Here is a 13,414-nt window from a genome sequence, read left to right on the forward strand (position 1 = left end):
TATGTTTTGTTAGACTTGGTTGACCGTAATACCTTGCAGGGGTAAAAGTTCAGGTGTCCTAAATGTAATCAGGTGTTTAAATATATAGGAGATTCAATGGAACCGCTTTCATGTGTTTTAACCATCGCCGGCTCTGATTCAGGCGGCGGAGCAGGTATTCAGGCTGATCTTAAGGCCATTTCCATGGCAGGTTGTTACGGAGCTAGCGCCATCACCGCGCTCACAGCACAGAATACCACCGGAGTAACCGGTATTGAGGCTGTATCTCCCGAGTTTGTCGCATTACAGATTGAAACAGTATGCAAGGATATCAAAGTCCATGCTGCAAAGACCGGCATGCTTTTTTCAGCCCAGATTATCAGGGCTGTGGCTGCGGCCCTTCAGAATAAGGACTTCCCGCTCGTACTTGATCCGGTCTGTGTTGCAACAAGTGGAGCCAAGCTGCTTAAGGAAGATGCGGTGGAGGCCATGAAGGAACTTTTTCCTATGGCGGACCTGCTGACTCCCAATATTCCCGAGGCGGAGTTGTTTGCGGGCATGGAAATCACTTCAAGAGAGGATGTCTTTAAGGCTCTTGATATACTTCTGGAAATGGGGCCAAAAGCTGTTCTGATCAAGGGGGGACATTTTGACTCTGTGGCGGCCACTGACTGGCTTGGAATAAAGGGGCAGCAGCCCATTCCTCTGATGCAGCAGAGAGTCAAAACCAGAAACAGTCATGGAACAGGCTGCACGTTGTCTGCTACAATTGCTTCCAATCTTGCCAAAGGCATGAACATGGTGAACGCTGTACGCAAGGCTCAGGAATATCTGAATCTTGCCTTGAGAGCAGGGTATGATTTAGGCGAAGGTAGCGGACCGCCGAATCATCTGGCTCCCATGCTTATAGAGAAAAGAAAGCAGGAATTGCTAACCGAACTGTATGATTTCGGGGTATGTCTTAAAAATATGCAGAACCTGAAACGTCTTATTCCTGAAGTGGGTATGAATGTTGTGGCAGCTCTTCCTTTTGCCGGAGATATCGGAGCGGTGGCAGCCTTTTCCGGAGGAATAACCGCAACACACAGGGGGGAAGTGCTTGTCTGCGGATGTCCCGAGTTCGGTGCTTCTTCGTATTTGGGCAAGGCTATTTTGTGTGCCCGAAAATCCAGCCCGAAGGTAGGTTGTGCAATAAATATCCGGCATGATGCACAAATACTTTCAGCTATTTCTTCCTGCGGTTTTGTAGAAGCATGGTTTGATCGTGAGGATGAACCTGATGACCTGAAAGGAACCGAAGAGGCTACTTTGGAGTGGGGAACTTGCAAAGCCATGAGCGAACATCCCGAACCTGAAATGGTGGATGTGATCTGCGATTCCGGTGCTCTGGGACGTGAGCCTATGCTGCGGCTTCTGGGAGTGGATTTCAAGGATCTGGAGCAAAAGCTGCTCAAGCTTACGAGCGTTCTTGAACGAGAGTAAACAGATATCTATTTTTGTGAATAATAAGGTCAATTTTTGTTGACAAGCTGTAACACTGCTTATATTAACGCTACGGCTACACAGGATGTTGTCGCTTGTCCGGTTGGTCATGCGGTGGTATTCTGGAGGCTCTGAAAGAGTTGCGAGAGTGGCGGAATTGGTAGACGCACTGGATTTAGGATCCAGCGGTTAATCCGTGAGAGTTCGAGTCTCTCCTTTCGCACCATCAGTAATAAATACACCCCCTTACAACGACCAAGCGCTGGTTGTCGTGAGGGGGTGTTTTTCGTGGTTTTTTCTAACCTATTCCAAACTACGGTCTTTAGCCTGATTCAATTTTGAAACTGAAGACCGTGTAAAATGCACTTCCGAATTTGGACAGAAAATTTGCAAGTGTTGTACAGATGCTTTCCGGATATGAATATTGATCATGTGAAATTCCCTGACGCAAGTGTTTCTTATAGCCATCAACTATTCTTCTGACGCAGGTTTCATTTTTTCTGCTTAAGTCACATATCAATATAGTTCCAGCGTCATTAAGATTTTCAACAGGGTAGCGCAGCGTGATCAGAAAAGGTCCGGAAGTGTCCAATTTGTTGGCAAATTTTGACCCTCTTAAATGTTCTTTTATAGATTCAAGGGTTTTCTTGGCGGTATAGAAATCGTAGTTTTCAATCGTCATTTTTGTTATATGGGCATCTCGGCTGGTTTCTTCAGCCGGAAGACAGAAAATATTCATACTTTCAAAGTCAAAGTCTCTTTCTGGAAAGGTTGTCTGCTCAATGGTATATTCCATGCTTGGCAGACTTATGAGATATGAAATGCTTTTAATTATCCTGCATAGTTTTTTAACAGCGGGGCTGTAATCACAAGTCGGATTGCTATGGTACTCATTAATCAGTACGTAGGTGTATGATCCGTACTGGGCTGAAGGTCTGTTCGAATTGGAATATAGTCTGTAGAAATGTTCTTTGATGGGGTTTATAGTTACTTTGGGCGCTGACATTGGTCTAACACATTCTTCTATAATGTCTGTAGCCCAAGGATCTTCTTGAGTAGTAACCTTTGTCGAGTTGCAGCCAGATAGAAAGAAAAGTACTAATAAAAATATAATGTTGTTTAGAACAATATTACTTATTTTTCTTTCCATCTTTTTTCCCTTTGTTAATATGAAAACTGTAAATTGAATGTATCCCCCAAAAAAACAATCCCAAAGCAGTTCCTGGCCCCAGGCTCTCACTGATATGCTGGCCCTGCAGCAGTTCATCGGCTATGACCATTCCAAGCGGGATATAAAGTAGAAGCCATTTTGTCTGCTTAGACAGCGTAATAGCTAAATTCATGGTTCTAAATCCTCATACTTAGTTTAATGTTTTGATTGGCAATGCGGTGATTATACTTCAGAATGATTATTTTTAAAATAACTAAATTTAATAGATCCAATGAACCCACTCAAACGATACGCAGACCAGGTGAAATTTATCACTGATGAGATGAAAGCCGGGAATATTACAATGGCAGAGGGAGCAGTAAGGTTGCAGGCCGTTGCGGTACTTGTGGAGCAGGAAGCTAAAACTGTTGAAGATGAGCGTTATGCAGACAGGATGCGAACTTTTGTTAATATGATTTATGATGTGCTGGAGAAAATGCAGCCTGACCGCAGGACTGTTCAGTAGAGCATCAGCTGCAAATAATGAAAGCCCTGCCTTGAACGAGATTTCAAAACAGGGCTACAGGATAGTAGTTCTGATTTCGGACTGAATATGCTTCAGCTATTGCCCCGATGTTTGGTTGGTCGCATTTACCATTGTTTCAACTTGAGGTCCGGTTGCGGGCATGTTCAGGAATATTGCTATTCCTATTATGATCAGTCCGGGTAGGGCGTAGATAATTTTCTTTTTTCCTTTGGCCTGAGCATAAATAACCCCACCGGCACTGACTATAACCCCGATCTGGGGAAGTATTTTCATGAAATCGTATTTTATGGATGCGTCTGCCATTACAAAATGCACAAGGATTGAAACCGTGCTGTACAGCAGGAAAAAGACTCCAAATCCACTTTGTCCTTTTTTCCGGGCATAAATAGATACCCCTACAATGACAGCCAGAACGATGCCTGCATAGATTACCGGAAGCATTCAACACCTCATATATCTGAATTGGTTAAGTAGGATGAACCTGTTTTTGTTACAAGGTAAGTTTGAATATAGCCTGCCCGGTGTGTCAAGACCATTAATATCTCTGTCGTATTTTCAAACTCCGGCTTCCATTCTGTAAGTTTATTATGAGGTGAAGATAAGAGTGCTGTGCGTATGTTGCTGAATGTTCTGATCCTATCTTTTTCGGGTGTAGATAGTTAGAAGTGAATGCTGTTGTGGAGTTAATAATTAGTTTTTATGTCTTATTTCTGAATATTTTTATGCTTATTTTTGATTGAGCCGTATAATCAACGCTGAAAAAAAATATCTTGTACTAAAGTTTCAGGGTAGTTAAATAGTAGCCCCATTTTTCGATTTGGTGCGTTTTACTGTTGTTTACTTATTCAAAAAGGATTTATTGTGATTCAAACTGAGACTTTACTCACTTTTGCCGTTTATCTTGTTTTTCTTCTCGCCGTAGGGTGGTATTTCTACAAAAGGACTTCTGATATTGAGGGATATATCCTTGGTGGACGCGGTCTCGGCGGTTGGGTCACAGCCCTTTCCGCTCAGGCCAGTGATATGTCCGGTTGGCTGCTCATGGGGCTTCCCGGAGCTGTTTATCTGGGCGGGATGACGGAGGCCTGGATTGCTATCGGTCTGTTCATCGGAACCGCGTTGAACTGGATTTTTGTCTCCGCCCGTCTGCGTGTATACACCCAGATGACTGATACCCTGACCATCTCTTCCTTTTTTGAGAAACGTTTCAAAGATCCGACCAGTCTTCTGCGTGTAGGTTCTGCGGTTATCATTCTCATGTTTTTCACAATCTATTCATCATCAGGACTGGTCGCTGCTGGAAAGCTGTTCGAGTCGATGTTTAATATTGACTATTCGGTGGCAGTTATTTCCGGGGCAGTTGTAATTGTTTCCTATACATTTCTCGGTGGGTTCATGGCGGTTTGCTGGACCGACTTCTTTCAGGGCGGACTGATGTTTTTCGCTATCGTTCTGGTCCCGATTCTCGGTACTATTGATAACGGCGGAATTTCTGTAATTGAAGCCGAAATGGCAGCAAAGCATATTTCCACAAGTCTTTTTCATGACGGCAGTGGAAAGGCTCTTTCCATTGTGGCGGTTATTTCCACCATGGCATGGGGGCTTGGCTATTTTGGTCAGCCGCATATTCTTACCCGTTTCATGGGGATTCGTTCTGTCCATGAGTTACCTAAAGCTACAGCGGTTGCTATAATATGGGTTTTGATCTCTCTGACAGGTGCTGTTGTTGTGGGTATGGTCGCAATTCCCATGTTTGAAGGATTGACCGGCGGTGATCAGGAAAAAGTATTCATCTACATGATCACGAAGCTTTTCAACCCATGGGTGGGCGGAGTTCTTCTGGCTGCCATCCTTTCGGCAATTATGTCCACTATTGACTCTCAGTTGCTTGTATCATCTTCAGCTCTTACCGAGGATTTTTATAAAAAGATTCTTCGCCGGGATGCTTCGGAAAAAGAGCTTATTCTGGTCGGCCGGCTTTGTGTTCTCGTAATTTCCATTATCGCAATGAGCATGGCTCTTACTCCGGGGAATACTATTCTTGGTCTGGTGGCCTATGCCTGGGGTGGATTTGGTGCAGCATTTGGTCCCGTGGTTCTGTTTTCTCTGTTCAGCCGCAGAACCACCTGGCTTTCCGCTCTTTGCGGTATGGTTGTGGGGACTCTGGTTCTTGTTTTCTGGAAAGATGCCGGACTCGGAGCAACAATGTATGAAATTGTGCCCGGGTTTATCGCCAACTTTGTGACTATTTTTGTGATAGATATGGTTCGTCCGCAGAAGGATGAGCAGATTCTGGCTGATTTTGATGAGATGAAGCTGGGACTCAAAAAATAGAAACTTGTAGTTTTAATAAGTTAGGCTTATAAGGCTCTGCCCACTGAAAAGGCAGGGCCTTTTTTCTTTTCTCAAACGAGGAATTTATGATTAGGATTAAAAACTGAAGTTGAGAGCAGGCAATGTAGGGGACTCCCTATTTGCCCTTTCAGTCTAGTCGAAATTAAATTTAATACCGCAGTTACTCCGGGCCAATTAAGATAAATGAATTTTGCGGGGTTATTTAAAGAAAATTTTTTAATATGATTGCTCGGTGTATTAGATAATTTCGGGCTGGCATTCTTCAGGAAGAATGAAATTTAATCTGCAGTATGGCTGTATTGGACTTTACCAAAACAACATCTTTACAGAGTAGTAATGGTGAGTGGCAATTTAAAAGTTGCAGGTCCGCAGATGACCACCTGTAGCCATTGATATAACGAGGTTTATATGCTTGATTTTGAACGTAAAAGTATTGTTTTGGTAACCTGTCCGAAGGGTTTTACTCCTTATCTTTCAGAAGAGCTTGAGCGGTTGGGGTATGACATACGGCGGGAGCTTGCAGCAGGTGTCGAACTGAAGGTTTCACTCAATGACTGTATGCACCTCAATCTCTGGGTGAGATGCGGGCATAGGGTTCTGTATCAGCTTAAACGTTTCAAGGCGTCCACTCCTGATGAACTTTACAATCAGGTTAAAGATATGATCTGGGAGCGGATTGTCACCCCTGACGGATATCTGACCATTACCTCTTCTGTGCGCACTGAGACTGTCAATGATTCCCGTTTTGCCAATGTAAAAGTGAAGGATGCCATTGTTGACCGCATCCGCGAAAAAACGGGTCGCCGTCCTTCTTCAGGCCCCGATATGTCTGGAATTATAGTTTTTCTGCATTGGCGTGATGATGAATGTACGGTGTATCTTGACACCTCCGGTGTGCCGTTATCCAGACGCGGCTACCGCAAGAATCCCCACAAGGCTCCGCTTCAGGAAACTTTGGCGGCTACCCTGATACGGGCTTCCAAGTGGTATGGTAAAGGTAATTTTGTTTCTCCCATGTGCGGTAGCGGAACTCTGGCTGTCGAGGCAGCCCTGATTGCTCTTAACGGTGCTCCCGGTCTTATGCGGGAGGAGTATGCGTTCATGAAAATACCTGGGTACAACCCCGAGTACTGGGACAACCTGTGCATTGATGCAGAAAACAGGGAACGTAATTCCATCAGTGGAAAAATCATTGCTACGGATATTGATCCTGCTGCAGTGGAAGCGGCAAGAGAAAATGCCCAGGCAGCAGGGGTGGAGCATCATATTCAGTTTGAGGTCTGTGATTTTCGGGAAACAGAGATTCCGGAGGGTGGCGGTATTGTGATAATGAACCCTGAATACGGGGAAAGACTGGGTAACCGTTCCAAACTCGAGAAGATTTATCCCGCAATTGGTGATTTCTTGAAAAATAAGTGTCAGGGGTACAGGGGGATTGTCTTCACGGGTAACCTTAAACTGGCTAAATTAATAGGTCTTAAAACATCCAGCCGACTTGTCTTCTATAATGCCAAAATAGAATGCAGGCTGCTTGAGTATGAAATTTTTGAGGGAAGTTCTAAAAAACGTTAGTAAGTTTTTTTTTATAACTCTTGAAATTTATTTTTTATGGGGTTAATTCCTATGCTATCATTGCATTATTTGCAGGTATTTAAATTTCAATATGTTACATCAGTTTTTGTGTGATAAAGGAGTTTGTGTATGCCCAGGATTCTCGTCGTAGATGATGATCCGATTTCACGTCAGATACTCAGGGCAATGCTGGAAAAAGAGGGACACGAGGTCTCTGAAGCAGAGGATGGCTCAAAGGCCATCCGTAACTATGACAGCAGTCTGGTAGATCTGGTGATTACTGATATTTTCATGCCGGAAAAAGAAGGCGTGCAGACTGTGCGCGAGCTTATGAAGGAAAATCCGGATGTGAAGATAATTGCTGTTTCCGGCGGTAGTTCTTCTGCAAACTATGACTCATTGGATTGGATTAAAATGTTTGGCGTAAAGTACACTTTTACAAAGCCTTTTAATTCAAAAGCCATTCTGGCTGCAGTAGACGATCTGCTTTCCCTGTAATTAAATATGATTTTGGGAGTTTGATCTGTTGCATATTCTTTATTCCTCCCGTATTCCTTCCTCAAAAAAAATAGCAGGGAAATATTAATGGCGGTTAAAGATAAAAAACAGGTTAAACTTGAATTTGAAGATGTGGGGCTGGCTAGCGTTCTTTTCGGGCCCCAGAATTCAAATCTGGAATTCATTTCACGCCAGTCCGGTGTGCGGGTGGAGAGCAGGGGTAATTCCTTATTGCTGATCAGTGAAAGTGAAGAACTGATTGACCCTGTCGCCAAATCTTTCACCCAGCTCTATTCACTACTCAAGTCCGGCAAAGAGGTTTTTCCGCAGGATGTTGAAGCTGCATACAGAATTCTTTGCAGGGACCCGAAAGCCGATCTGATAAAGATTTTCCGCGATGAACTTTTTGCGGTTTCCCCCAAAAAGACTCTTACTCCCCGTACGCTTACCCAGCGGGCTTATTTTTCGGCCATCCGGGAAAATGATATGGTTTTTGCAATCGGTCCCGCCGGAACAGGTAAAACCTATCTTGCGGTTGCCATGGCTGTTTATGCTCTTCAGCGTAAGGAAGTGAAGAAAATTATCCTTACGCGCCCGGCTGTAGAAGCCGGAGAGAAACTTGGCTTCCTGCCCGGTGATCTTGTTGATAAGGTTAATCCTTACATGCGCCCCTTATATGATGCTCTTTATGATATGCTGGACTATAGTAAAGTTCAGGATATGATAGAAGAAAATGTTATTGAAATCGCGCCGTTGGCGTTCATGCGCGGGCGTACCCTTTCCAATGCTTTTGTCATTCTTGACGAAGCCCAGAATACAACTCGTGAGCAGATGAAAATGTTTATCACCCGTCTGGGGTTCGGTTCAAAGGCGGTCATAACCGGAGATATCACCCAGATTGATTTGCCGGGTAACGAAACTTCCGGTCTGGTAGACGCGGCCAATATTCTGCAGGATGTTTTCGGTATCAGCTTTATCAAATTTGAAGATGCTGATGTTATTCGCCATCCTCTGGTTGCCCGTATTGTAAAAGCCTATGATTCTTATGAGTGCAAGGGGAACTGAGCGTGGGCGTTAAGCTGAGTGTGGAATGCATGCCGGATGCCCGGTTTCCTGTTTCCCGGCGTGAAATTTCTTTGATGTCTGAAATGCTGCTGGATGTTCTGGACTTATCTTCTTTTGACTTTGAGCTCAAAATAGTCAATGATGCCGCCATTGCCGTGATTAATGAAGAGTTTCTTGGTTGCGTGGGCCCTACAAATGTCCTCAGTTTTCCATTTTCAGAAACTCCCGATCCGGAAGTTAATATTTTTCTTGGAGAAATAGTCTTGTCAGTAAATACACTTGCCCGTGAAACAAGGCTCTACGGACAGCTGCCGGAAGAGCATACCGTCAGGCTGCTGGCCCATGCCATGCTGCACCTTGCGGGGTATGATCACGGCCAGGAAATGTATTCTCTTACTGACAAGGCCGTAGAAGCTGTAGCTCCCGAGTTCCGACAGCGAATATCGGGTTGGTTCTGCTAAGAAACCAGCCCGTATCCGGCAGCACGGTTTTTTTCATGAACCGTCCACGTGCTGCCTCTGAAATATTCTCAAGTTGCCCCGTGTGTTAATTGGTAACCATCATATTTTATGGTTTACAATGGCGGGCCTTATGAGCAATAATCCCCGATTGCCGTTTTTCAGCGGTCATTCAAGGCTCACCACAAGAATTTTATTGGAGTTTTACGATGATCAGACATCTTCTGAAGATAAATGATGTTCCCCGTTCAGAACTCGGCCAGCTCCTGCTTAGGGCAAAAGAGCTCAAAGATAACAAAATCAGAAATAACGCTCTTGAAGGAAAGACCGTTATAATGGTTTTTGAAAAGGCTTCCACCAGAACAAGAGTTTCGTTTGATGTTGCCATTGAACAGCTCGGCGGCCACTCAATCTTCATGACTCCGGCCGAGTCGCAGCTCGGTAGAAGCGAGCCTCTTGAAGATACCGCACAGGTTCTTTCTCGCTATGCGGATGCGCTGGTAGTCAGGACTTTCGGACAGGACAAAGTCCGCACTCTGGCGGATAACGCTTCCATTCCGGTCATCAACGCGCTTACTGACAGATATCATCCCTGTCAGGTGCTCAGTGACATGCTGACCATTTATGAGCGTACCCCGGATTTGAATAATGTTCATGTGGCATGGATTGGCGACGGGAATAATATGGCCCATTCATGGATCAATGCCGCCATTTACTTTCCGTTTTACCTGACCATGGCTTTTCCTAAAGGCTACGAGCCGGATCATGATATTCTCTCCAGGGCTCTTTCAATGGGTGCCAAGATCAACCTCAGTTATGATCCTGCTGAAGCTGTTAAGGGAGCGCATTATGTCAATACCGATGTTTTTGCTTCCATGGGACAGGAAGAGGAGCAGAAGAAGCGTGAAGCTGCTTTTGCACCCTATCAGGTTAATGCCGATCTCCTGAAACATGCAGATCCAGAATGCAAAATCATGCATTGCCTGCCTGCGCACCGTGGCGAAGAAGTTACTGCTGAAGTTCTCGACGGTCCTAATTCCATTATTTTTGATCAGGCCGAGAACAGGCTGCATATGCAAAAAGCAATTCTTGAGTGGGCTGTAAACGGTATTGAAGTTGACCTTGAAGCTGTTGCCAAGGTGATGGGACCGGTTCAGGCTGTTCCGCACATGCATACCATCGAATAAAAAGCCTGTGGCGATTCTGCCGGATTGTTTTCCGGCGTTAGTTGCCTGTGCTGAAAGCAGATATTTCAGTACTAATAGGACTTTGAAAGTGTCAGGCTTATATAAATTTATCGTAAAAAGGCGGTAAGACCTTGAGTGATTGCCGCAACATCGACATAGTTTTTAAGGATTAATAAAATGAGCAAGATTGAAAAAGTAGTTTTGGCATATTCCGGCGGTCTTGATACCTCCATCATCCTGAAATGGATCAAACAGGAATACGACTGCGAAGTAATTACTCTTACCGCTGACCTCGGGCAGGGTGAAGAGCTTGACGGTATTGAGGAAAAGGCTCTCAAAACCGGAGCCGCAAAGGCCTTCGTTGAGGACCTGCGTGAAGAGTTCGCCCGTGATTTTATTTTCCCCGCATTCAGGGCCGGTGTTATCTATGAAGGACGTTATCTGCTTGGAACCTCCATTGCCCGTCCGCTCATCGCCAAGAGAATGGTTGAGATTGCCGAGATGGAAGGCGCGCAGGCCGTTGCTCACGGTGCTACCGGTAAAGGTAACGATCAGGTGCGGTTTGAACTGGGCGCAATGGGTATGAACCCCAAGCTCAAAACTATCGCTCCCTGGCGTGAATGGGATCTCAAATCCCGTACCGATCTCATGAAGTTCGCTGAAGATAACGATATTGAGATTCCCACCACCCGTAAGAAACCGTGGTCCATGGATGCCAACCTGCTGCATGTAAGTTTCGAAGGTGCTGAACTTGAAGATCCCTGGAATGCACCTTCCCCAGAATCTTACCGTTACTGCCGTCCCATTGAGGAAGCACCGGATGAGCCTGAAATCATCACTATTGATTTCGAAAAGGGTGATCCTATTGCTATCAACGGAACTAAATACTCACCGGCAGCTCTGGTTGAAAAACTGAATGAACTTGGCGGAAAACACGGTATCGGCCGTGTGGATATGGTCGAAAACAGGTTTGTCGGCATGAAGTCTCGTGGTGTTTATGAAACTCCCGGCGGAACAATCATGCATGTGGCACATCGTGACCTCGAAGGGTTGTGCATGGACCGTGAAGTAATGCACCTGCGTGACAGCCTGATTCCCAAGTATGCTGAAATGCTCTACAACGGATTCTGGTATGCTCCCGAGCGTATTGCACTTCAGGCCATGATTGACGAGACTCAGAAGACCATTACCGGTACTGTAAGAGTCAAGCTCTTCAAGGGTAACGTGATTCCTGAAGGCCGTAAGTCTCCTTATTCTCTCTATCGTGAAGATCTAGCAACCTTCGAAGAAGATGAAGTATACGACCAGAAAGATGCTGAGGGCTTTATCAAGCTGGTGGGCCTGCGTCTCAAAGGAAAGACTTCTTCCGGTTCCGAGTGGATCAAAGAGACTGACGTAGAGGATGAAGAATAATAATGTTTTTATCTGCCCGGGCGGACATTGTCTGTCCGGGCAGACTGCTGATAAAAACTACCCGCTTTCTTTATGCGTTTTTATGAATTTTCATGCCTGTTCCCGGCCCGTACGCTGACGACAGGCTTTTTCTTTGCTAAATAATTTGTACCGTGTCACCCGGATCAGGGGCTCGGTTTTATCTTTTCGCAAGATTAAACGTCTCCAGAGGCGAATTTCTATCAGAGAGTTTTGTGGGCTTAATCCCTTTATTGAAAGACTTAGAGGCTCCTGAAGGGCCGCTGAAGGCATATGAGGTATCAAAATGGCAGACAACAAGTTGTGGGGCGGTAGATTCGCCCAGAAAACAGCGGCGTCCGTAGAAGAGTACACTGAATCAGTAAGCTACGACCAGAACCTGTATCGCGAAGACATCGCCGGTTCACAGGCTCACGCGAAAATGCTTGCCGAACAGGGTGTGCTGACTGCTGAAGAGGCTGAAACTCTGGTCAATGGTCTTGATCAGGTTCTGGAGGAGATTGAATCCGGTAATTTCGAGTGGAAAACCGAAATGGAAGATCTTCACATGAACATTGAAAGCCGTCTGACTGAAATTGTCGGTGCTGTCGGAGGAAAACTCCACACCGGGCGCAGCAGAAACGATCAGGTTGCTACGGATTTCAGGCTTAATGTAGTCCGTTCTCTGGAGGCATGGAAAGCAGCTCTTGAAAAAGTAATAGCTGTGTTTGTTGCCAAGGCCGAAGATAACAGGGAGGTTCTGCTTCCCGGTTACACGCATCTTCAGCCCGCACAGCCGGTGAGTCTTGCCCATCACATGCTCGCGTATGCCTGGATGTTCAAAAGGGATCACAGCAGAGTCTGTGATTGTATTAAACGGGCCAATGTCTGTCCCCTTGGTGCTGCCGCTCTTGCCGGGACCACCTATCCGCTCTCTCCGGCGACATCTGCAAAGCATCTTGGTATGGAAGATACTTTCCGCAACAGTCTGGATGCTGTTTCCGATCGTGACTTCGTTATGGAAGCCATGTTCACTGGCAGTCTGATAATGACGCATCTTAGCCGCATCTGCGAAGAACTGATCATCTGGTCGAATCCCTGCTTTGGTTTCGTTAAGCTTCCCGATGAATTCTCGACCGGGTCTTCGATTATGCCGCAGAAAAAGAATCCTGATGTCTGCGAACTTATGCGCGGTAAAACCGGAAGGGTTTATGGAGATCTTTTTTCTCTCATGACAACCTGCAAAGGTCTTCCTTTGGCATACAACCGTGACATGCAGGAGGACAAGGAACCTTTTTTTGACTGTGACAAGACAGTTCATGCCTCAGTGGAGATCATGGCGGATATGATGAGCGCTATGGGATTCAACTCAAAAAATATGGAATCAGCACTTAAGAAAGGGTTCCTCAATGCCACCGAGCTTGCAGATTATCTGGTTGGCAAAGGAATACCTTTCCGAGAGGCGCATCATATCACAGGTGCTGCTGTAGCCAAGGCTGAAGCTGAGGGCAGGGGGCTTGAAGATATGACTCTTGAAGATCTCAAAGTCTTTTCCGATAAAATTGAAGAAGATGTTTTTGAGGTGCTGTCTTATGAGGCTGCTGTTAAACGCAGGGTTTCTCCCGGAAGTACGGGGCCGGAATCTGTGGAAGCACAGATCTCCGAGCTTAATGAATGGCTTGCAGGTAAGCTTTAAGATATTAAACTAAAA

13 protein-coding genes and 1 tRNA gene are annotated in these 13,414 nt (G+C 45.4%); 11 read left to right on the forward strand and 3 right to left on the reverse strand.

Translation table 11 applies throughout. The annotated features are described in order from the left end of the window. The first annotated feature begins 96 nt into the window (after positions 1-96). Together thiD and ACZ5PW_RS10425 are read left to right on the forward strand one after the other, a co-directional pair. Complete coding sequence (gene thiD / locus ACZ5PW_RS10420; RefSeq protein ID WP_464553016.1) at positions 97-1,461, forward strand: bifunctional hydroxymethylpyrimidine kinase/phosphomethylpyrimidine kinase; 1,365 nt, start codon at positions 97-99, stop codon at positions 1,459-1,461. Positions 1,462-1,603: 142 nt separating this feature from the next. Further along, positions 1,604-1,687, forward strand: a tRNA-Leu gene (locus tag ACZ5PW_RS10425). A gap of 96 nt (positions 1,688-1,783) precedes the next feature. On the opposite strand, the gene ACZ5PW_RS10430 is transcribed toward ACZ5PW_RS10425, so the two are convergent. Together ACZ5PW_RS10430 and ACZ5PW_RS10435 are read right to left on the reverse strand one after the other, a co-directional pair. Continuing rightward, a complete protein-coding gene (locus ACZ5PW_RS10430; RefSeq protein WP_464553018.1) occupies positions 1,784-2,611 on the reverse strand; it encodes a hypothetical protein in 828 nt (275 codons plus the stop codon). Then, the gene (locus tag ACZ5PW_RS10435) at positions 2,592-2,804 is read right to left on the reverse strand and encodes a hypothetical protein (RefSeq protein ID WP_464553020.1); all 213 of its coding nucleotides are present in this window, start codon (positions 2,802-2,804) and stop codon (positions 2,592-2,594) included. Before ACZ5PW_RS10435 ends, ACZ5PW_RS10430 begins: the two co-directional genes overlap by 20 nt. A 129-nt stretch (positions 2,805-2,933) precedes the next feature. Here ACZ5PW_RS10435 and ACZ5PW_RS10440 point away from each other — a divergent pair, with 129 nt between their 5' ends. Next, positions 2,934-3,137, forward strand: a complete 204-nt coding sequence (locus tag ACZ5PW_RS10440) for a hypothetical protein (protein WP_464553022.1) — start codon at positions 2,934-2,936, stop codon at positions 3,135-3,137. Positions 3,138-3,233: 96 nt separating this feature from the next. Here ACZ5PW_RS10440 and ACZ5PW_RS10445 read toward each other — a convergent pair whose 3' ends face one another. Then, complete coding sequence (locus ACZ5PW_RS10445; protein WP_464553024.1) at positions 3,234-3,599, reverse strand: hypothetical protein; 366 nt, start codon at positions 3,597-3,599, stop codon at positions 3,234-3,236. 420 nt (positions 3,600-4,019) lie between these two features. On the opposite strand from ACZ5PW_RS10445, the gene putP reads away from it, so the two are divergent. The 8 genes from putP to argH all read left to right on the forward strand — a co-directional run bounded on the left by putP (position 4,020) and on the right by argH (position 13,399). Beyond that, positions 4,020-5,492, forward strand: coding sequence for a sodium/proline symporter PutP (putP, locus tag ACZ5PW_RS10450; RefSeq protein ID WP_464553026.1), 1,473 nt, complete (start codon positions 4,020-4,022; stop codon positions 5,490-5,492). A 429-nt stretch (positions 5,493-5,921) separates the two neighbouring features. After that, positions 5,922-7,085, forward strand: a complete 1,164-nt coding sequence (locus ACZ5PW_RS10455) for a THUMP domain-containing class I SAM-dependent RNA methyltransferase (protein WP_464553028.1) — start codon at positions 5,922-5,924, stop codon at positions 7,083-7,085. A 129-nt stretch (positions 7,086-7,214) separates the two neighbouring features. After that, positions 7,215-7,583 carry a response regulator gene (locus ACZ5PW_RS10460; RefSeq protein WP_464553030.1) on the forward strand — a complete coding sequence of 123 codons (369 nt, stop codon included), beginning with the start codon at positions 7,215-7,217 and terminating at the stop codon, positions 7,581-7,583. Positions 7,584-7,670: 87 nt separating this feature from the next. Further along, entirely contained in the window at positions 7,671-8,648 is a 978-nt protein-coding gene (locus tag ACZ5PW_RS10465) for a PhoH family protein (RefSeq protein ID WP_464553032.1), read from the forward strand. A gap of 2 nt (positions 8,649-8,650) precedes the next feature. After that, the gene (gene ybeY / locus ACZ5PW_RS10470) at positions 8,651-9,109 is read left to right on the forward strand and encodes an rRNA maturation RNase YbeY (protein WP_464553034.1); all 459 of its coding nucleotides are present in this window, start codon (positions 8,651-8,653) and stop codon (positions 9,107-9,109) included. A gap of 206 nt (positions 9,110-9,315) precedes the next feature. Next, complete coding sequence (gene argF, locus ACZ5PW_RS10475) at positions 9,316-10,293, forward strand: ornithine carbamoyltransferase (RefSeq protein WP_464553036.1); 978 nt, start codon at positions 9,316-9,318, stop codon at positions 10,291-10,293. Positions 10,294-10,470: 177 nt separating this feature from the next. Further along, complete coding sequence (locus ACZ5PW_RS10480) at positions 10,471-11,706, forward strand: argininosuccinate synthase (protein ID WP_464553038.1); 1,236 nt, start codon at positions 10,471-10,473, stop codon at positions 11,704-11,706. Between the two features lie 304 nt (positions 11,707-12,010). Continuing rightward, a complete protein-coding gene (gene argH / locus ACZ5PW_RS10485) occupies positions 12,011-13,399 on the forward strand; it encodes an argininosuccinate lyase (protein WP_464553040.1) in 1,389 nt (462 codons plus the stop codon). Positions 13,400-13,414 lie beyond the last annotated feature (15 nt).

It is taken from the genome of Maridesulfovibrio salinus, assembly GCF_055394525.1.

Coding starts and splice junctions, on each gene's coding strand:
- thiD (WP_464553016.1), top strand. CDS start 97: ATGGAACCGCTTTCATGTGTTTTAACCATCGCCGGCTCTGATTCAGGC.
- ACZ5PW_RS10435 (WP_464553020.1), bottom strand. CDS start 2,804: ATGAATTTAGCTATTACGCTGTCTAAGCAGACAAAATGGCTTCTACTT.
- ACZ5PW_RS10455 (WP_464553028.1), top strand. CDS start 5,922: ATGCTTGATTTTGAACGTAAAAGTATTGTTTTGGTAACCTGTCCGAAG.
- ACZ5PW_RS10430 (WP_464553018.1), bottom strand. CDS start 2,611: ATGGAAAGAAAAATAAGTAATATTGTTCTAAACAACATTATATTTTTA.
- argF (WP_464553036.1), top strand. CDS start 9,316: ATGATCAGACATCTTCTGAAGATAAATGATGTTCCCCGTTCAGAACTC.
- ACZ5PW_RS10480 (WP_464553038.1), top strand. CDS start 10,471: ATGAGCAAGATTGAAAAAGTAGTTTTGGCATATTCCGGCGGTCTTGAT.
- argH (WP_464553040.1), top strand. CDS start 12,011: ATGGCAGACAACAAGTTGTGGGGCGGTAGATTCGCCCAGAAAACAGCG.
- ACZ5PW_RS10460 (WP_464553030.1), top strand. CDS start 7,215: ATGCCCAGGATTCTCGTCGTAGATGATGATCCGATTTCACGTCAGATA.
- ACZ5PW_RS10445 (WP_464553024.1), bottom strand. CDS start 3,599: ATGCTTCCGGTAATCTATGCAGGCATCGTTCTGGCTGTCATTGTAGGG.
- ACZ5PW_RS10465 (WP_464553032.1), top strand. CDS start 7,671: ATGGCGGTTAAAGATAAAAAACAGGTTAAACTTGAATTTGAAGATGTG.